At 54.0% G+C, this 19,847-nt stretch carries 16 protein-coding genes and 3 pseudogenes; 9 read left to right on the plus strand and 10 right to left on the minus strand.

Features of this window, described 5'->3' with window-relative positions; genetic code table 11:
- Positions 1–55 precede the first annotated feature (55 nt).
- From alr to GOB81_RS15270, 4 genes are all read left to right on the plus strand, one after another.
- Positions 56–1,192 carry an alanine racemase gene (gene alr, locus GOB81_RS15255; RefSeq protein WP_173571200.1) on the plus strand — a complete coding sequence of 379 codons (1,137 nt, stop codon included), beginning with the start codon at positions 56–58 and terminating at the stop codon, positions 1,190–1,192.
- A gap of 450 nt (positions 1,193–1,642) precedes the next feature.
- The gene (locus GOB81_RS15260; protein WP_173571189.1) at positions 1,643–2,125 is read left to right on the plus strand and encodes a hypothetical protein; all 483 of its coding nucleotides are present in this window, start codon (positions 1,643–1,645) and stop codon (positions 2,123–2,125) included.
- A 942-nt stretch (positions 2,126–3,067) separates the two neighbouring features.
- On the plus strand, positions 3,068–3,340 hold the full coding sequence (locus GOB81_RS15265; protein WP_173571190.1) for a hypothetical protein: 273 nt from the start codon (positions 3,068–3,070) through the stop codon (positions 3,338–3,340).
- Positions 3,327–4,631 (plus strand): MFS transporter, encoded by a 1,305-nt coding sequence (locus tag GOB81_RS15270; RefSeq protein ID WP_338421375.1) that lies wholly within the window; start codon positions 3,327–3,329, stop codon positions 4,629–4,631. The genes GOB81_RS15265 and GOB81_RS15270 overlap by 14 nt, the downstream gene beginning before the upstream one ends.
- Before the next feature lie 252 nt (positions 4,632–4,883).
- Here the strand turns inward: GOB81_RS15270 and GOB81_RS15275 are convergent, their stop codons facing one another.
- Positions 4,884–5,540, minus strand: a complete 657-nt coding sequence (locus tag GOB81_RS15275) for an SOS response-associated peptidase (RefSeq protein ID WP_173571191.1) — start codon at positions 5,538–5,540, stop codon at positions 4,884–4,886.
- Positions 5,541–5,958: 418 nt separating this feature from the next.
- A complete protein-coding gene (locus GOB81_RS15280; protein WP_338421377.1) occupies positions 5,959–8,097 on the minus strand; it encodes a TonB-dependent receptor in 2,139 nt (712 codons plus the stop codon).
- On the opposite strand from GOB81_RS15280, the gene GOB81_RS17795 reads away from it, so the two are divergent.
- The gene (locus GOB81_RS17795) at positions 8,075–8,239 is read left to right on the plus strand and encodes a hypothetical protein (RefSeq protein WP_242010310.1); all 165 of its coding nucleotides are present in this window, start codon (positions 8,075–8,077) and stop codon (positions 8,237–8,239) included. The two genes, GOB81_RS15280 and GOB81_RS17795, sit on opposite strands and share 23 nt — an antisense overlap.
- A gap of 790 nt (positions 8,240–9,029) precedes the next feature.
- Here the strand turns inward: GOB81_RS17795 and GOB81_RS15285 are convergent.
- From GOB81_RS15285 to GOB81_RS15300, 4 genes and pseudogenes are all read right to left on the minus strand, one after another.
- Positions 9,030–9,839 carry a HEPN domain-containing protein gene (locus tag GOB81_RS15285; RefSeq protein ID WP_173571193.1) on the minus strand — a complete coding sequence of 270 codons (810 nt, stop codon included), beginning with the start codon at positions 9,837–9,839 and terminating at the stop codon, positions 9,030–9,032.
- The gene (locus GOB81_RS15290) at positions 9,839–10,990 is read right to left on the minus strand and encodes a GmrSD restriction endonuclease domain-containing protein (RefSeq protein ID WP_173571194.1); all 1,152 of its coding nucleotides are present in this window, start codon (positions 10,988–10,990) and stop codon (positions 9,839–9,841) included. Before GOB81_RS15290 ends, GOB81_RS15285 begins: the two co-directional genes overlap by 1 nt.
- A 33-nt stretch (positions 10,991–11,023) precedes the next feature.
- A pseudogene (locus GOB81_RS15295) lies at positions 11,024–11,278 on the minus strand (hypothetical protein); the annotation flags it as partial.
- Between the two features lie 181 nt (positions 11,279–11,459).
- Positions 11,460–11,822 carry a winged helix-turn-helix transcriptional regulator gene (locus GOB81_RS15300; protein WP_010510588.1) on the minus strand — a complete coding sequence of 121 codons (363 nt, stop codon included), beginning with the start codon at positions 11,820–11,822 and terminating at the stop codon, positions 11,460–11,462.
- A gap of 115 nt (positions 11,823–11,937) precedes the next feature.
- Between GOB81_RS15300 and GOB81_RS15305 the strand changes: the two genes are divergently transcribed.
- Both GOB81_RS15305 and GOB81_RS15310 read left to right on the plus strand, forming a co-directional pair.
- The gene (locus GOB81_RS15305; RefSeq protein WP_173571195.1) at positions 11,938–13,062 is read left to right on the plus strand and encodes an alkene reductase; all 1,125 of its coding nucleotides are present in this window, start codon (positions 11,938–11,940) and stop codon (positions 13,060–13,062) included.
- Between the two features lie 16 nt (positions 13,063–13,078).
- Positions 13,079–14,449, plus strand: coding sequence for an NAD-dependent succinate-semialdehyde dehydrogenase (locus tag GOB81_RS15310; RefSeq protein ID WP_061276842.1), 1,371 nt, complete (start codon positions 13,079–13,081; stop codon positions 14,447–14,449).
- A gap of 447 nt (positions 14,450–14,896) precedes the next feature.
- On the opposite strand, the gene GOB81_RS15315 is transcribed toward GOB81_RS15310, so the two are convergent.
- The 4 genes and pseudogenes from GOB81_RS15315 to GOB81_RS15330 all read right to left on the minus strand — a co-directional run bounded on the left by GOB81_RS15315 (position 14,897) and on the right by GOB81_RS15330 (position 17,692).
- A complete protein-coding gene (locus GOB81_RS15315; protein ID WP_173571196.1) occupies positions 14,897–15,169 on the minus strand; it encodes a helix-turn-helix domain-containing protein in 273 nt (90 codons plus the stop codon).
- Positions 15,166–15,459: a type II toxin-antitoxin system RelE/ParE family toxin gene (locus tag GOB81_RS15320; RefSeq protein WP_338421378.1), complete on the minus strand. Its 294-nt coding sequence runs from the start codon at positions 15,457–15,459 to the stop codon at positions 15,166–15,168. The genes GOB81_RS15315 and GOB81_RS15320 overlap by 4 nt, the downstream gene beginning before the upstream one ends.
- A gap of 128 nt (positions 15,460–15,587) precedes the next feature.
- Positions 15,588–16,338, minus strand: a pseudogene (locus tag GOB81_RS15325) (IS6 family transposase).
- Positions 16,339–16,531: 193 nt separating this feature from the next.
- On the minus strand, positions 16,532–17,692 hold the full coding sequence (locus tag GOB81_RS15330; RefSeq protein WP_173571198.1) for a hypothetical protein: 1,161 nt from the start codon (positions 17,690–17,692) through the stop codon (positions 16,532–16,534).
- Between the two features lie 792 nt (positions 17,693–18,484).
- On the opposite strand from GOB81_RS15330, the gene GOB81_RS15335 reads away from it, so the two are divergent.
- Both GOB81_RS15335 and GOB81_RS18100 read left to right on the plus strand, forming a co-directional pair.
- Entirely contained in the window at positions 18,485–19,600 is a 1,116-nt protein-coding gene (locus GOB81_RS15335; protein WP_173571199.1) for a hypothetical protein, read from the plus strand.
- 145 nt (positions 19,601–19,745) lie between these two features.
- Positions 19,746–19,847: pseudogene (locus GOB81_RS18100) on the plus strand (IS5/IS1182 family transposase); the annotation flags it as partial.

The following is a 19,847-nucleotide window of genomic DNA, read 5'->3' on the forward strand; positions in this document are numbered from 1 at the left end:
AGGCGTTATACTCCCGCGCTTGCGGAGCGAATGCAGTCGGAGGCAGAGCACAGAGATGGATGTTGCAGCACAATGGGCTGGTGGTGCCCTGACCATCGACCTTGGCGCCATTGCCGCTAATTACCGTCAACTGACCAGAACGCTCACCCAAAATGGCGCGAAAACCCTCTGCGCCGCCGCCATCAAGGCCGACGCCTACGGTCTGGGCGCCTCCCGCGTCGCCCCCGTCCTCGAACAGGCCGGCTGCCGCCACTTCTTCGTCGCCCACCTCTCCGAAGGCGCCGCCCTTCGCAGCATCATCTCCCGGGATATTCCCATCTTCGTCCTCCACGGCCCTCCGCCCGGAACCTCCGAAGATCTGCTCGAAGCCGGCCTCACCCCCGTCCTCAACAGCCCCGAACAGCTCGAAGAATGGCAGACCCTCGCCCGAAAGCGCGAGCGCAGACTCCCTGCCGCCATTCAGCTCGACTCCGGCATGGCCCGCTTCGGCCTCACCGCCGAAACCATTACCGCCCTTGCGGATAATCCTGACAGCTACGCCGGCATCGACCCCATGCTCGTCATGAGCCACCTCGCCTGCGCCGACACCCCTGAATCCCCCGCCAATGTCGCCCAGCTCGAAGCCTTCCGCCGCCTCAGCGCCTTGCTGCCCGAAGCCCCGCGCAGCCTTTCCGCCTCATCCGGCATCTTCCTCGGTCCCGACTGGCACTTCGATCTCGTGCGGCCCGGCGCCGCCCTCTACGGTATCAACCCGACACCCGGTCAGCCCAATCCCATGACCCCCGTTGTTCGCCTCCAGGCCCGGGTCATCCAGACCAGAACCATCCCCGAAGGTCAGTCCGTCGGCTACGGCGCCCTCTTCACCGCTCACCGCCCGACCCGCGTCGCCCTGCTCGGCATCGGCTATGGCGACGGCTTCCACCGCTCCACCTCAAACCGTGGCCGCGCCGTTCTCTCCTCCCATCCGGACGTCCACCTTCCCATCATCGGCCGCGTCTCCATGGACTCGCTCGCCATCGACATCACCGATCTGGGTGAAATCCCCGTTCCCCCCGGCACCGCGCTCGACCTCATCGGTCCCCACAACACACTCGAAGATGCCGCAGACGCCGCCGGGACGATCGGCTACGAAATCCTGACGGATCTCGGTGGACGCTACCACCGCAGTTACGTGTCGTACCAGCCAGCATAAAGAGGCCTGGGCTCTGCCCGAACCCGGAAGGAGTCGCGGCCTCCTTCATCCCGCTCTGTTGCGTAACGACACGATTTCCGAAAGTCTGTGATCTCTGGCAGATGCGGGGTGAAGCACCGGGACTTTCCCGCTTTGTGTCACCCTCATATCAGAGGGTCCGGCCTTTGACCTGTGTAAGGTTGATGGGTGTGGGGCTGGCAGGGCTCTGCCCTGGAGCCCGGCAAAGGCTCGCCTTTACAAACCGTTTATGATCAGTAAGCCCGGGTGCTCCCGGCCACAGGTCAGTCTTCATAACCTCCGGTATCCGTGCGTGCCGGTGTAAAAGATGGTTTTGGAAATCGTCAGCACGACAGAAAATCTTGTTCACATTTCGAATTACTTTGAATAGCGAAACGGTTTCTTTTTCGCCTACCGTCCGCTCCGCCGGTCCAACCAAGCGGAACCCCCACCTTGAACCCTGTTTCTTTTTTCGTCGCAGCTCTCTGTGCCGCACAGCTTATTCCTGAAGCCCGCGCGCAGGTCATGCCACTCGATCTCCCGGCAACGGAAAGTCATTTCACGACATATACCGGTCACTGCACTGGCAGTTACGGATGTCGCACCCTCTCTGTCGATACCCATGATGACAGCCTTTCCATCGACATGACCGATCTCATCCGGGACGGCAGCCACGCCATACTGGCAGGCGTGAAAATCGCCGATCCGGAGGGTGGAGACCGGGAGGTCTACCGCCTGACCACCCTCACATCGCAGTTCCGGCATGCTGATTTCAAAGCCGGAAAGTTTCAGGCCGACAGTGTGCCCGACAGCACCTGCATCATCCACCGCCCGATGCATGATGCCGCGTTGTCCTCACTCAGCTGCACCTATTACACCGTCAACGAATTCGGAGACGCCGACCCGACCATTTTCGGCTTCGTCCGCTCCCCGTGACCGCGAAACCATTCCGCGTCCTGTTCTCCGGAATACAGGACGCTGTGGTTTCCGCGAGATCACCGGCTGAAGCACCCGGAACCTGCGGACTTTATGAGCAGTGTCAAAAAACTGAAAAAAACTCTTCCATCAGACAACAAAATCTGTGTAGCCTCAGTGTCAGGACGGAGGGGTAACCCCGAAAATTTCTCCGGAAGCCGTCCTTAATTGCAAGCTCGAGTATGGAGGTCCACCATGTTTGACCCTGCTACTCAGACCATCAGGTCTCTGGCAAAAATTGCTTATGCCAGCCGGATATATGCAAAGAATGTCATGAGCGGGAGCCCTGCCTTCGATGGCTGCCTGCACTCGGGGGTTCCCCCGCGATGAAGATCTGACCTGCCTTGTCTTTCCCCTGAACCCTCTGATGCGCCACGGCTTTTTCCGGAAAGTCGTGGTGTTTTTTTATTCACAATCAATAGCCATGCAACAATTTCCAGGCGTTATAAAAAACAGAGGAAATCTGAATTGAATAAGGACAGATCTAAAGTATATTCGTGAAAATCTTCCCGAAAAAACCACAAAAAATATGGCGTTGTTATCGTCAGGTTCTGAAGTCTGAGTTTTCAGAGGATGAGCGGAAGACCGGTCTCTGCCCGCTTTCGGAAGGGGTCGTCACGCGAAGGCGTGCTGCACACGATGCCTCCATTACCCCTGTCTGTTGATCAATAAGCCTGTTTCCACAGGGCTGAGACCTTTAATGGTCATCATGGGCAAAGCGCTGAGAAAGCGACAACACCTGATGATAACAGAGCTTTTTCCGGTTTCCGGAGCAGAGCCCTGTCAGTCCCGCACCAGCCAGTCCCGCACAGGTCAAAGACCTCTCAGACAGGGGAGCCCGGATGGACTATATGGCGCAGCGGGTCGAAGCTCTTTATCCGTTGTTCAGGATATTCCTGTCTGATGAAAAACAGGTTCATACCATACCCTGCACCATCTTCGGTGTGCAGCGTCGCAATCTATGCCGGCAGCATGTATGTCGTGTTTAACGATTCCGAAACCGTGATGCAGATGCAGCGTCATTTTGAGCATCTCATCCGTCACGCCAGAGTCCAGCCGCATGACGTCGCCGACACACTCCGCCAGATGGCAACCAGTATGCAGGATAACCCGGATGCCCGGCCTTTCAGTTCCTCGTTTCGATCCCCGGGCACGGCTCTGAGTGTCGGTCTCTGAAACCGCCTCCGACCGGATCACCCTGAAACAGGACACAGCACGCGAGTCCGGAGCACACCTGAAAACCCGAAGCCCCGTCCCGATCCGTTACATCATTCTCGGCCTCCTGATCGCCGCGGGCTGCATCAGCTACATCGACCGCACCGCCATGGCAGCGGCCAACGTCGATATCGCCCGCGAATTCGGCCTGTCCTTCACAGAACTCGGCGTCCTCCTTTCCTCCTTCGCCTCCGTCTATCTGGTCTGCCAGATCCCCGCCGGTCTGCTCGCAGACCGCGCCGGCGGACGCTGGCTTCTGTTTTCCTGCCTGCTGCTGTGGAGCGTCGCACAGTGGCTCTCCGCCCTGGCCGGAAGCGTTCACGGCCTGCTCGTCGCGCGCTGCCTGCTCGGCGTCAGCGAAGCACCCGTGTTCCTCATCGGCACACGCCTCGTCACCCGGTATTTCGAACCCGCCCGGCGCGCCACCCCCATCGCCTTCCTGAACGCCTCCTCCTCACTGGGTCAGGTCATCGGTCCGATGATGCTCGGCGCCGTCTCCGGAGCCTTCGGCTGGCGCGCCATGTTCGCCTTCGTCGGCAGCCTGAGCGCGGGCCTGGCTCTCCTGTGGATCAGCATTTATCGTAACCCGAAAGCAACCGGTTCTGAACCCGAACAACCGGAACCACCCCGCGCGGAAAAGGTGATTCACGAACTCCGCCGCCTGCTCTCCTTCCGCACAAGCTGGGCTCTGGCCGGCGGCTTCGTCGGCGTCATTTACCTGCAATGGCTCTACGCCGCCTGGCTGCCCACGTATTTCCAGACCGCCCGCCACTTCACCGTCTCTCAGGCCGGTTACCTTTCCTCGGTTCCGCAATTCGCCGGCTTCATCGGTGGTCTCGCCGGCGGCATCGTGACAGACCGCCTCGCCCGACGCGGCTGGACACCGGCCCGCGCCTGCCGCACCCCGCTGGTGGCCGCACTGCTCGTAGCCGCCGTAACCACCATGCTGGTCCCCTTCTGCGCCACAACAACACTGGCCGTCATTGTCATGTCGGTGTCCCTGTTCGCAACAGGCATCGCCATGACCAGCGGCTGGACACTCGGAACCGTCCTGATCGACGAAGGATCAGTCGCCACACTGGAAGCCATCCAGAACATGGGTGGCTCTCTGGGAGCAGTCATGGCCCCGGTTCTGACAGGAGCCGCTCTCCAGCACTCCGGCTCTTTCACGCTCGCAATGGCCATCGCAGGCGTCATCACTCTCGGGTCAGCCGCCTTATACCGGATCGGAACACGCACGCGAATTTCGTAACATCCACGATATATCAAAGTGTCCTGCGAAAAGTCTGACATGTTGTTCCGTCAGAGAGAAAATCCGGGCTCTGCCCGAACCCGGCAAAGGCTCCCTTTGCAAACCATTTTATTAACAGATCGGGGTGAAGGGGTCCGCGACCCCTTCCGCGTCCGGGCAGAGCCCGGACACTCTCATCGACAGGTCAAAGGCCAGCCTCCGTCGACGGCCTTCGCTGCAATATCCAGACATCAGTGGCCCACCGAAACCGGATTACTCCCCCTTATCTTCCCGTTCACCCCGGCCAACACTCTCAAGTTTCCCGGGATCAAGCGGACGCTGAAGCTCCCGTGCAATCTCAAAAGGCCCGGTCAGCCACAATTCAAACTCCTCCGGCTCAGTCAGGATCACCGGCATCGCCTTCGGGTGGACAGGTGCCACAACCGCATTCGCCTCCGTCGTCAGAAAACCGAACAGATCAGCCGTCACCTCGCCTTCCTTAACTTTCCGGACAGACGTCCAGCTTGTCCATATCCCCGCGAAGAAACAAAGCGGCCGCTCCGGCCCGTCCGCAAACCACACCGGGCGTATGCTCCCGTCCGGAAGATGTTCCATCTCGGAAAACGACGTAAACGGCACCAGACAACGATGTTCGATGCCAAGCCAGCGCCGCCAGTGAGCCGAGGACAAATTGCGAATATTCGTCACTCCCCGGTCCACCTTGTGACCACGCAGCGCAAACGCGGGTGACGGCATCCCCCACCGCGCCAGAGTCAACTCGCGTCCTTCAGCTCCCTGCCTGACAACCGGAGCTGCCGTATCCGGCCAGATCGCCGGCATCGACGGAAGATTGCCGGTGCGATCCACCAGAGCGCGTGCCCGTCTCCTGATCGCCTCCTGTGGCGCCGTCATGCTGTAGAGATTGCACATGGTCGGTTTTGTCCCGAATTATTGTCTTCAAAATGCAGACAACACGATTGCTTATAGCACAATACCAGTCATTCATGGGCAAAGACACGCCATCAACCGACAAAGAGAGGACGATTAAAGGCATCGGTGTAGTGACAGCCGCTCCTTTTGTTGCGACGAACTTCCATCGTCCGGAATGAACGCCAGTGGCTGCAAAGACTGATACCAGAGGTTGAGAAGACTGACCTGTGGTTGAAAGTATCCGGGCTCTGCCCGGACCCGGCAGGGACCGCAGGCCCCTGCACCCCGGTTTGCTGATCATAAATGATTTTCAAAAGTCTGCGACCTTTGGTGGGTTCCAGGGCAAAGCCCTGCCAGTCCTGCACCAGTCAGTCGCACACAACTCAAAAGCCAGACTCTCTGCTATAACAGGACGCCTTCAGAAATCAGCACTCACAGTTCCAAAGAATTGCCGGGGCGCTCCCATAAGAAAGTAATTATAACCCGTATTCGTAAAATTGTTGCCCAGTTCGCTCGTCGTCGCCACATAAGTCTTGTTGAACAGATTGTAGATATTAAAGCTGACCGTAAAATTCTTCATGAAACTGTAAGACCCGAAATTATACCGCCCCCCGAAATTCGCCTGAAAATATCCCGGAACATGCAGATCATTGGTATAGGTGAGCTCCCGGCTGGACAAATAATTCCCATCCAGATGCACATTCAGATGCCGCCAGTCATAAGCAATACTGCCCTTATACATCATGGTCGGGTAATTCGGCACCAGCTTGCCTCGCGTCGGCTCAGGGCCGGAAGACGTGACGACATTCTGATCATACGTGGAGTGAGCATAGGAAAATGAATTATAAAGCGTCAGTCCCTGAACCGGATGCGCCGTCATGCTCACCTCAGCCCCGTTCGTCGTCACCCCGCCCACATTCTGCACAGCCGTAATCGGATTGATCCCGGAACCACTCGAAATCAGCTGCAACCGATTGGAGAAATTTACCCGGTAAAGCGACACAAGAGCACTCAGCTTCGGCGTCACATACCGATACCCAAGCTCATAAACCCAGTCCGTCTCCGGCTTCAGAGACCCTTTCGTGCTCTGAAACGCCGTCTGAGAAGATGTCCACGGCGTCGCGGAAACATTGGTGTTGTACCCGTCCTGCGGATACGCCCGCATATTATGCGACACATCGAAAAACGCTTCATGATGCGGCAAAAACCGCCAGTTGGCGGAAACCTGAGGCAGAAACGCATCAGACGCCGTCAGATGCCCCTGCGCCACCTGGTTCCCACCATTCAGTGCCGCATCCTGTGTCGGAACATGGTTCCCCGCCGAAACAACCATGGATTTGAAACCGGCATTGACGGTCAGATTACGCGTAATCCGGAACGTATCCTGCAAATGGAACGTAAACGTGTTGGTATGGAAAACTTCCTGCCAGGGATTGGCAAAAACATTTCCCGGAAAACCATCTGTCGGATTGCCCGGCGTGCCCTCTCCCGACAACGGGACTTCAGAGAAATAACGCCCCTCGGTAAACTGCCCGTATTCATACCAGACACCGGCATTGATCGTGTGGCGCGCGATTTTGTAGGTCAGCGCCGTTGTAAACCCGCCCCGTTCAATACCCGGATTCTGAATCCGCTGTGACAGCGGCGCCCCGTTCGGAGACGGCATATACGGCGTCGTCCACGTGCTGTAGCCACTATCCCCGTGACCATAAACCGTCGTCGCCCAGTTCAGAGCCGATGTCAGGTTTTCATTCAGCGTGATCCCGCCAAGATAATCCACCCGGTTCGCCGTTCCGGCATAATACGATGCATCCAGCGGATCAGCGGCTTTTTCATAGCCTGCCGGATAGATCCCCTGCGCGGCATGATAGGCAGCCGTATAATTCGGATAGTAATTGGCAAGATTCGGTCCGAATACATGAAGATTATCCATCGTCATGTCCTGGTAATCGAACTGCTGTGTCGAACTCCAGTCGAAGAACATTTTGAGCGATGATTCATGCGCCAGAGGCTGAACGAATTTCGCGTTGACCTGATCCGAGTAGTCGTAACCATGGCCTTTCCACAGATCCATATCCGTCCGGGCATACGAGACGTAAAAACGTGAGCCGGTCCGGTTCAGATCGCCACTGTTAAGACGAATGAATGTGCGAAACGTCGCATTGCTCCCAAAGGTCTGCTCAACCGTCCCGCCACGCTCATGCGACGGATCAATGGACCGGAACTGGATCGCGCCGCCAAGATTGCTGCTGGACGCGACATCAATCGCGCCCGCTCCCTGCGAAACATCCACTCCGGCAACGTTATCCGTGCTGAGCGCCCGCGTAATACTGAGGCCATTATAGTTATTGAACTGCTGATCCCCGAGCGGAATCCCGTCCAGGGTAAAACCAAGCTGAGCCTGTGAGAAACCCCGCATAAACAGTGTGCTGGAATACTCGTATGCACCAAACGGATCAGCCGACTGATACAGCACGCCCGGAAGCTGACTGAGCACCTTCATCGGAGAGGTTCCGGGCACGCTCTGACGCATCATGGTGGACGTTACACTCGTCATCTGCCGCGTGGAGCCATGCCCGAAAATTGAAATCTCTTCTTTCGCCGCCGCCGGCACCGCAACGGCCCGCGCACGCGCGCCGGAACTCCCCGATTTTGAGGAAACCGGCTTCGCCGATACGACCGGCTTTCTGACAGGATGAGTCACAGACGATGCCGGCCCTCCTGCGCCGGAAGGCCCGGAGCCGATTGGTGCCGCATGCGCCGGCAAGGCACCGATCATGAGCGTCGAGGTGAGCAGGACCGAACGTGGCGTGTTGATAAAGACCAGCCGCGTGCAGCGAGCGTTTCGCTGACGGGATGCCACTATGACACCGGAGAGACTGTTCCTGGCCCGCATAATTCCACCATTGTTTTTCGATATTACACCAGAGGTTGAGAAGGCTGACCTGTCGATGAGAGCATCCGGGCTCAGCCCGGAGCCGGCAGGGACTGCAGGCCCCTGCACCCCGGTTTGCTGATCATAAAACGGTTTGCAAAGGCGAGCCTTTACCGGGTTCCAGGGCAAAGCCCTGCAAGCCCCACACCCATCCACCTCACACAGGTCATAGGCCAGACCCTCTGGTATTATTGGGCATTTTCGGGGTCAGAAAGATTTACGTCGCCTCCCAGCCCGTCCTGAAACGTCTTCAAAATTCGAGGATGACTTCCAACCGCTGAAGCTCAACCATGCTACATCCTCGAAAAAGCTGGAATCATGGTTCGACCAGAGGGTCGAGGCTATTATGCAGCCCCGACGAAAGCGCAGCGAGCAATGGAATAAAAAGCATAATGCTGAAAAAGATATTTCCTATCAGCAAACCGATCGGCTCTCCGCTTTGTTCACCAAGAAGTCAGTATCATGACAATAATACAAAAAATTATAACGTAATAAATATATACAAAGCCCGATTATTTATTTACGGACTTTGTATATTATAAATAGCTTAACAGCTACGCTCTGTAATAAGATCCTATTTTCCCACAAGCATAAATCATAATACCAGTTATCATTATTTCTACTTTATTTATATCACGCTCTAAATTTACTGTGGATTCAGTATTTTCAAGCGTTGAACCATGAGCAATTTTGTGACGCCTTCTAAGCATATCCTCAATAAAAGTGGCCCAAAGAGCATCTGTAGCATATGGATCGCCTTTATTTGGAGGCTCCTTGAAGTCAGAATTTGAATAGGCTTGGTAAGGCCAAGAATAAACTTTACTGTAACTAGATTTACATTTTCTCAATAACTTATAGGCAGATGATGCTGACCCAGAAAATATCTGATGATAAAAGTCCGAACTTAGTGATGAGACAATTTTATTTATTCCAATGGGAGTAAAATATTTATCTATACTACTCACGGTTGGATTCCCCATATTTTCTTTTATAGGCAAAAAATCAAAATCTATAGGTACACTATTTATTGTGAAAAATTCTTTTATTTTATTTGTACGTTTTTCAATATCACATTTTGGAACCCCGTCATAATGAGATATTCTATAAGAGAAATCTCTTTTCATACTTTCGGGCATTCGAGAAAAATCTCTAACAAAATAATTAAGGTCGGCGCAAATAGACGAGACAACATCTTTTAGAAAGCCCTCTACATGTGAAACTAACAGTACACTAGCAGATCGGCAGAGAGCATCACGAAATTCCGGATCTGTTTCGTTGCAAAGCTCTGCCTTCTCTACTAGTTTACGTACTTCACCCATCCTCTGAGGAAGAGTAATAGCAACTTCAAATACAGCGGTGCTCATTACGAAAGATCTTCAATAACTTTATTAATACGAGTTCGTATTTTTCCTAAATCATTTACACTTCCAGAAACTGCATCAAAAAAATCATCGTCTTCGAACAAAGACAACCTTTGCTTATCAGTCAGAATACTAATGTTTTTAAAGTTAAATCCTCCTGATGTGTATTTTTTTTCTTCCAAATTAGAAACGTTGTTTTTATCACTAAATGCTATGAGAATTGCATCGTAAACGGCAGCGTTAAACGTAGACATACGCTTCACGGACACACCGTTTTCAACCTTATGTTTGGAAAAAGCATATGGGCCAAGAAACTTTCTAATTGCTGAAATACAAAATTTGAAGTCCTCACCCATATTGAAAATATCTTCAGAAGAAAATCCATTAAACTCCGTCATTTTCTCTGTAAGGAAATCTTTAAAACCAAGTTTTCTTGGCTCTTTATAACCCCCATTTCGCAAAGCAAAATAACGCAGAACTAACTCAACATCTTCCATTTTTCGAATTTTAGGATTATCATCTAATTCTTTATCCGATATCTGCAAAAGCTGACGAAAATCAGAATAAGTAGAAAGCTTTTTAATCAGGTCATTGAAAGCCCCTCTGACAACAGCATTGCGCAATTCTTGCGGTTCAAGCTTTACTGACCCTGTATTTAACCTTTCAAATATATCATATTTAACTTGCGGATCCACCGTGGAGTCAATTCTCAGGCACCGAACAGTCCGATCGTCAAGCCTTCGAGTAAGAAATGGCGGTAAATCCGATAATGCTGCGCCGTTCAACTCGTCTAAAATTTCCAGTCCTGAAAGTATCAAGCTTCCTGTCATAAAATCGCGAATAGCTGTTAGTCTTTGCTGTCCATCGATCACAGTATACCGTGGAGTTCTATCTAACAATTCGTCATCCACGTCGATATCTTGGGATATAAAAACAATTGGAATTGGAATATTTAAAAGTAAACTTTCAATTAACCGAGAAGAAACATCATTAGGCCAACGATGCCTTCTTTGATAATCTGGGTTTAATTTTATAGTATTATTATTTATTCTCTTGACGAGAGTTTCAAGATCATATTCAATATCTTGAGTTTTTACTGTTCTTTCTCTGGCTTTTTCCTGAAGAGAATTCAAACTACTTTTAAGATTTTTCAAGACAAAACCCTCAATCAAATCATTATAAAGCTTTTAACAAAATATACCATACCATGTAAAAATACGTTTATATAGAGCGTTTTCCTCTCGATCTGGCTCATATCCTGCGGTGGTGAAGAAGTTTTCGCATTCTGTCGGTAAGAGCTGATCGATCAGTGTGCCGATCCTGTCCCACAGAGCGGCGCATGTCAGTTCTGCGGCTTCGATTGCAGCCTGAACGCCGGGGCCTTTGTGGGAGCCGAGATTGTCCATGATGACGATGTCGCCTGACCGCAGGTGATGCAGCAATCAGAAGTCTGGAAAGGATATCGACGGATAACGAGAACTATTGCCGACCGTCCGCTTTCCGGAAACTTGAACGGCTCCACTTATGACCGACATGAGGGCGACTGCTGCCTGTCCGCTCTGCTTCTGCTATGCCGACAGGCAGATTGCTGCAGGAATTGTCCATAACGCTTCGCCGTCAATCTCAATCAGCAGCTGTGTTCCGCTGGACAGAATGCGCATACCGATCCCCCCACTTCTTGAGCGCCTGAATAACTGGCTTCAGCGTCTTTCCCAGCTCGGTCAGGGCGTAGTCCACATGCGGTGGCACCTCGGGAAAAACGGTGCGTGACACCAGTCCGTCTGCCTCGAGTTCGCGCAACTGATTGGTCAGCATCCGCTGCGTGACGTTGGGAAGGCGACGGCGCAGTTCGCCGAACCGCAGCACTCCGTCCTCGAACAGGTGATACAGGATCAACGCCTTCCACTTCCCGCCAAACAGTTCCAGCGTGGCTTCCACCGTGCAACCGGGGCTACAGGCCAGCGTGGTGTGACGAATGCGGGGCATGGTATCATTCCTGACACTAGTGGCGGTTTATGTGCGTTCTTGCGCACACCGCAGGCTGGGTCAATGTTTACATGCGGGCCGGACAGATGGCCTGCATTTGTAAACAGGGTTGATCATGTCTTCATCTTCTTTATTCGAACCTGTGCGACTGGGCGACCTGTCGCTGGAAAACCGGATCTTCCTGCCACCACTGACACGCTGCCGCAGCACCCAGCCCGGCGATATTCCCAACGCGCTGATGGCCGAGTATTACGCGCAGCGCACGCAGGCGGGTTTCCTGATTACCGAAGGCACGCAGATCGAACCTCGCGGGCAGGGCTATGCCTGGACACCGGGCATCTATTCACCCGAACAGGTCGCAGGCTGGAAACTGGTCACCGATGCGGTACACGCAAAGCGGCGGCCCATCTTTGCGCAGTTATGGCATGTGGGTCGTGTCTCTCACCGCGCATTGCAGCCCGGTCATGAGGCGCCGATCGCCCCGTCCGCCGTCGCGGCAACAGGCGTAAACGTGTTCATCCCCGTGGGATCGGGCACGGGAAAACTGGTCCCACCCGACGTGCCGCGCGCACTTTCCATCCCCGAAATCCATGAACTGGTGGAGCTGTACGCACAGGCAGCCCGCAACGCCCTGTCAGCCGGTTTCGATGGCGTCGAAATCCACGCCGCCAATGGCTACCTGATCAACCAGTTCATCTCCGAACGGGCCAATTTCCGCACCGATGCCTATGGCGGCAGCCTGTCCAACCGCCTGCGCTTCCTGCGCGAGGTGGTAGAGGCCGTTTCCGCCGTCGTCACCCCCGACAGACTGGGCGTGCGGTTTTCCCCGCTGTTCGGCACGACCACGGAAGAGCGCGTGTATCTTGGCCTGCTGGAGGACAATCCAGCGGAAACCTATACGGCGGCCGTGCGCGTGCTGGCGGACGCGGGCATCGCCTATGTCTCGCTCGCCGAGGCCGACTGGGACAATGCGCCTGAAATGCCGGACGCCTTCCGCGCCAGCGTGCGCGACATCTTCGGCGGCCGCATCCTGTGCGCGGGCCGTTACGACCTGCACAAGGCACAGCATGTGCTGGCGCATGACTGGGCGGACATGATCGGCTTCGGGCGCAAGTTCATCGCCAATCCGGACCTGCCCACGCGGCTGAAACATGGCTGGCCACTCAACTCGCTGGACCCGACGACGATGTATGGCGGCGGCGCGCACGGCTACACCGACTACCCTTTCCATAATCAATAAACAGGGAAACGAAGCAATGAGTTTTTACCAGACCCTCAACCCGACCACGGAAACCGTGGAACGCACGTTTGAACTGCATACCGCCGCGCAGATGAAGGAGATTGTCGATCGCGCGGACCATGTGTGGAAGACCGACTGGAAAAAGCGCGATATCGCAGCCCGCAAGGTCATCATGTCAAAGGCCGCCGACCTGCTGCGTCGTGACCGCGTGACCCATGCGCGTCTGATCGCGACCGAGATGGGCAAGGCGCTGCCGGACGCGCTGGAAGAGATCGACATCACCGCCGATATCCTGTCCTTCTACGCCGATGGTGCGGCAGAATTCCTCGCTCCCACGCATCTGAAGGTCAAGGAAGGCCATGCAAAGATCATCAATCAGCCTCTAGGCGTGATCTACTGCATCGAGCCATGGAACTTCCCTTATTACCAGTTGGCCCGCGTGGCGGGGCCGAACCTGATGGCGGGTAACGTGGTCATCGCCAAGCACGCACCCAACGTGCCGCAATGTGCGCTGGCCTTTGAAAAGCTGTTCCATGACGCAGGGGCACCTGCTGGCGTCTATACCAATATCTTCCTCGACAACGACCAGTCCGCTGAACTGATCAAAGATTTCCGCATCCGTGGCGTCGCCCTGACCGGCAGCGAACGCGCGGGTCAGACGGTCGCGGCCGAAGCGGGGGCAGCACTGAAGAAGGACACGATGGAACTAGGCGGCAGCGACGCCTTCATCGTGCTGGATGACGCGGACCTTGAACTTGCCGTCAAATGGGCGACGTGGGGCCGGTTCGCCAATAACGGGCAGGTCTGCACGGCGGCCAAGCGGATGATCGTGCATGAGAAGGTCTACGACGTCTTCCTCGCAGGTCTGAAAACCGCGATCACGCAGTTCCGTATTGGCGATCCACTGGCTGAGGGTACGACCCATGGCCCGATGAGCAGCAAGAAGGCGCTCGAGACCGCACTCGCGCAGACCGATGAAGCGGTCAAGGCAGGGGCAACGCTGGTGGCTGGTGGCAAGCGGATGGAGCGCAAGGGTTTCTTTATGGAGCCGACTATCCTGACCAACGTGTCAAAGGACAATCCGGTCTTCTATCAGGAGATTTTCGGTCCCGTTGCCGTCGTGCATAAGATCGCATCGGAACACGAAGCCATCGAACTGGCCAATGATTCTCCTTATGGCCTCGGCGGGGCCGTGTTCTCGCGTGACCTTGGCCGGGCGGAACGGGTGGCCGAAGCGGTCGAGACCGGCATGATGTTCATCAACACGGCCACGGCTGCGGCCCCTGAACTGCCGTTTGGCGGGATCAAGAACTCTGGCTTTGGCCGCGAACTGTCCTTCCTCGGCATTGAGGAGTTTATCAACCGTAAGCTGATCCGCGTTGCCTGAAGATTAGGCGAACGCTGCTTTCTGTCCCGGATAAAATCCTGTCCGGGGCAGAGGTGTGCTACTCATCAAGTTAAATGCCACCTGCGGCTCAAGTGATACGAAGAAATGGTATATGCCTGCTTTGGCAACCGCACGATTAGTCATCGAATGACCGGAACTAGGCGTAAGCGGAATGCCTGGATCTGTCCGCGTGGTTGTCGGGACTTCTGCTTGATTGGCAGATTTATCATCATCTTCTAGTTTTCGACACACGGGTGTCGAAAACTAGAAGATAATGATAATTAATATGCTGGTTTTTCTATGAGTTATGAATCCATTTAATTTGGATAATTTACTACTCAGGCCAGAAGAATCCACTGATTAATGATAAAAACAGCAGGCTAATTTCGTGAGAATTTAACTGCTTATTCTGGCGGAAGTTATGTCAACAATTGGGGGAGTTAGATGTCAGATGAATCCAACCTGTAATTGATGCCCGGTAGCTTCCGCGTAACGCCGCAGAGTAGCCACAGAGGGAGACGTCCGTCCTGCCTCGAGACGGGCAATTGCAGATTGCGTGGTTCCGATTTTAGAGGCGAGTTCCGCTTGGGTAAGTTGCGCTTCTGTACGAGCGCGAATCATGCTTTCGATCAGGGCATAATCCGCGTCCGCGCGCGTATACTCACGTCTAAATTCGGGATTTTCACTCAGCTTCTTTTTTAGTTCTGCGAGCTTTGTCATACCACGTATTTCATCCTTTCCTGTGCAAGCGCTAACGCTCGCTTTGGTGTTTTCTGCGTTTTTTTAACAAGGACATGCAGGACGACGACGCGTCGGCCGGTCACCGCGACGTAAATACCCCGAGCGATCCCTTCGGCGGCCTTTGCTCGTAATTCCCACAGTTTGCCATCTAGATGTTTGACGTGCGGTTCATGAAGCTGCTCAAGGCCTAACCGCTCTACCATTTCCATCAGTCGGATCAGTCGAGCCTGCAACTTTGGCGGAAGTTCGGCTATTTCATCGTCAACAATCGGAAGTGTTTCAACTGACTATAGCATATCTGCTATATATCCGATCCGCTATATATGCGCAAGAGGAGAATGACAGGATGCTGTCACGTTAACTGAGATCAGGCATGCCGAGGTGGGTTCTGGGGATTTCAGACAGTGAGAGCGGTCGCGTTTGTCCATTGTGCGAAAGCCCGGACGCGATGGACGTGGCGGGAGACGGCATTGTCGATGGAGGCGGCCGGGACGAAAAGATTGCGAACGGCGGAGAAAACGGAGACGAAGCGTTGGCAGCCGCCGGGTGAGCGGAATTTCTGCATGATCCTCTCACGTTTTCGCAACGGCAGATGGCTGTTCTCCGCCCGGTTGTTCAGTCTCTTGTGGGACAGATGCCGGATTGACGATGTCAGCTTGCTCCTGACTGCGCCATAGGAGCGCAGCTTGTCTGTGACCATCCGTTTGGGACGTGCACCCTGGCGGCTCAGAAGCCGCCTCAGCAGACGTTTCGCGGCTTTCGTATTCCGTCGGGTCTGCAGGATTTCGTCCAGAACATAGCCGTCCTGATCGACGGCGCGCCACAGCCAGTGCGGCTGACCGCCAATGACAATCCGGACTTCATCGAGATGCCAGATATCGCCGCGTTTCGCGGGTCTGCGGCGCAGGGAACGGGCAAACCTCGCGCCGAACTTCAGGCACCAGAGACGGATGGTCTCATATGAGACGATAATGCCGCGTTCGAGCAGCATTTCCTCGATCAGACGAAAGCTCAGGGGAAACCGGAAATACAGCCACACCGCGTGCGCGATCAGCTCACCCGGCAAACGATGCCGTTTGTAGCTCACTGCAGGCGTGCTCATCTCCGCCATCTACCACACCACAATTAATGTGACAGCACCCGTACATGACCTTGCCTTCACGCAGCAGCGTGCCGTGGACGATCATAAATGTCCGTCCAAGATCATCTTGAATCAGTGGAAACATTCATGGTTCTCCGTTGGCAGCGCCGATTTGGGGAAGCTGCCCGATGTAGACGACTGAAATTCGCGTCCGGCATGACCGCAACAAAGCCTCGCTTCACCACCAGCGGCAAACAATTTTAACGAACCAGACCGGTATTCTCGTTAATATCGACATTAGAAATTACGACGCGAAAGAAGTGCAGATTTCGTCCGGAAGGCAAAGGCTTCGTATGGTCGCGCTCTGCAAAATACAGTCGCCTTTTCGGGTAGTCGAAAAACACCACTTTGTGTTCAAAAAAGGGTAATCCTAGCCCGGCTGTATCCCAATTCTCCTGAAAAACAACATTCTGAGGTCCTGAGTTATACTGACCAATTTGAATGTTATCGACGGAGGCAAGAACGCCCTTGTCCACAAAGTCGTCATATCGTGCGGAGACCTGCGTGTAAGGTGCTCTGGCCGTCTTTTTTTGAAGGCGCGACAGCCATGCATGTGGGACGGTGATATGATGGAGGTCCGGATCCAGTTCAAGCTGTCTCGTCTCTCCAGAGAGTGTTACGGGGATCGTGAAGTCCGTGTTGAGAGGAACGCTATTGACGTCTCTGCCGACCAGCCGGTCGATAGGACCGGGCTGTTCGCATTGCTTGGTGTCCTTGTAACGAAGGAAAGCAAATTTACGGTCAGGTATATCAATCATGACGATCATGCGAGACAATGCAGTACGGCCCAGAATACCAACGATTGGCCTACCTGAGACAGACTGTGTGCTTGGGGTATCAAGACGCACCACGGCCACATTTTTCAATCGAATGTCGCCGACGACAAGGTTATAAATAACTGATCTGGAAGCATTTTCGATATGGGTGCCGTTAATCAGAACCCTTGCATGTCTCGCTTCGTACGGGAATTCAATATTCTCTGCGTCGCGCACATAAATCTCATCTGCAGCGGGATTGACATACATTGCGGCGGACTTTCCGTCGATCGATACCGGTATAATCGGGGAATCTCCGTTCCCCCCCAGCAGAGGTGTCACGATTGAGTCTACAAGGCATTCATCTGATAAGGGATCGGGTGCAGCGACCGCCGCCGGTGCTACGATCAATGCCAATACCAGAACAACGCATATGAGGAGCATTGCTTCATGTGGAAGTGGATGCGTGTGCTGACGGCAATAAACTGAGTGTGACGTTTCCAATACAGCACCATGTTTGATCGTCGCTGCCCTTCGTTCATTTGCAGTTCGATCGCCACTGGCGAAATGCTGGCTTACCGCCTTATAGCAATGTTTTCGAGGCATCTCATTTCCACGATGCTGTTAATCTATCCGGTGGTCACATAGGATATCCCGAAGTACTAGATTGCAAGCTGCCGCCAAGTGATTTGAACGAGTATGCAGAACCTTGATTTTCTGCCTGACATCCTTTCATGCACAAGACTCACTCCAAAATACGTGCAGCCTTGAGGTTAAAATGTAGTGGCATCCTGCCTCGCCAAGGATTTCATCATGATGATACGTGGTTTTCTGTTTTATTTGTGTCTTACCTAGGATTGAACGCGGTCCGCGAGAGTGATTAAAATTGCGACGATATCGTATTCCTAAAATCATTTGTTAGTAATTATATAAGCAACTACATATAAATAGCCTGTAACGTTATCGTTACTTTCCGTCATTTAACATTTGAGTAGTATGAAAAATGCAATACGGAGACATAAAACATAGAATAGAGTTTACACTTGCTTCGTTGCACGTTGAAGAAAGGATAAAATCAGTGGCTTTTTATCATTATCTTCTGCATTTTTATCGCGATTAAGTGGTTTTTTCGGCGACAAAAACAGCCGTCAGCAACGGATTATCATTATCTTCTGGTTTTCGACACTCAGGGATTAACTGACGACACGCCGTAGTTGCGATAAAGGGGATTATCGCAAGTAGGTTGGGGGAGGGGGCCTTTCTCCGGATAGTCGCGCAGTTTGAACCTAAATGGTTGTTAGGTTAAGTTAAGAACGACACGGACTGGTCCTCATCCCGTGAGACATGGAGCTGCCTGAAATAGCCCGGACAAAAACCATTCCCGTCTGTGATGGACGCATGCAAGTGGAAAACGTGGGAGCGGTCCTGGTCGGCACGGTCAGCGCGATCGTGCGGCTCGACCACCGCTTGTGTGGCCACCCGCTCTTACCGGCCTTCCTTTTCAGGGCGCGTCTTGCGGCGATACGGACCCAGGCCACCACCGATGGACAACTCGTCGATCCATTCCGCTTGGTGGCGGTCCTTGAAGGTCTCCCTCTTCGACAGCCCGATGATCCTGAAGACCGCATGCTCCAGCATGACGCGTCATGGTGTGCTTACGATCTCTATGCCTGGCTTGCGCACCCAGGGAGTAGGCGCCAGCGGTCAATCAATGCGGCGATGCGGGCGATCGAAGAAGAGGATCCGGGTCAGGGTATTTTGCTGCAGGCGGCCGAGGCCTACTATCGCTGGATCTGGAAGCAGAACCGGCGACGTGCGCCCATGCGGGCGGCTCTGGTCAAGGCATGGCAGGAGGCCGGGCTTTTCGCGGCACCTGTTCCACTTACGGCTCCAGCGGCTTTCCGGCCGGACGCATCCACGGATCGGGTCGAGTGGATTGCGTGCTTCCTTCATGAACTTCAAGTGGAAGCCATGCGTTTCGACGACCTTCTATCACGCATGGAATACGCTTGGACGTTTGCAAGACGCGCTGTGCGAGGGCAACGCTCGACAAGCCGTGCTGGACTGGTTGTCGATCTCCTGATGCTGCATCCGCTGGCGTCCGCCACAGGGATTGCACACTGCACCGGGCTTTCGATCAACGCGACGCTCCAGATTTTGGAACGTCTTCAGGGGCAGGGCATCGTGGTAGAAGTCACAAACCGATCAGCTCGGCGGTTGTTCGCGATGCGGGCGTTCGAGGGGATCAGCGATTGCATTCGACCGCCTCAGCGCCGAAGCCGTGGCAAGACGACAAGAGGCGAAGGAGAGATCGTAACCTCATCCTTTTCGACCGCCCAATCCCGTGTCAGGCGAGACGAACTACCGCCACTGGATTACACGGATCTCGACCATGCGCTTGCTGCAGCTGACCGAGCTGTAGCCAGTTTTCTCACGACACTGGAGGGTGACCAACAGGACGTCCCGTCTCCCTCTTCGGGTAATCCCCCCATAAAAAGAGTGACTTTTGAATGAGAATTTTCTCAGCGTAAGAATTGAGGAGATTCTGATGAAGAGTGATCGCTTTACTGACGCCCAGATGGAGGGTTCTAAAAACCCCCTGGTTTTGAGGTCTTCTGTATGATTCTATTTCTTCTGCGTTGATTGAGGAAATGGCGATATGAAGCAGTCTGGTTTCTTTGATGTTGAAGAGCGTCTTGCCCGGCTGAGTGGGCTTGGCGATCAGCTCGAAGCGTTTTCCCGGACTGTGGATTTTGAAGCG

This window comes from Acetobacter conturbans (genome assembly GCF_011516755.1).
GTDB lineage: Bacteria > Pseudomonadota > Alphaproteobacteria > Acetobacterales > Acetobacteraceae > Acetobacter > Acetobacter conturbans.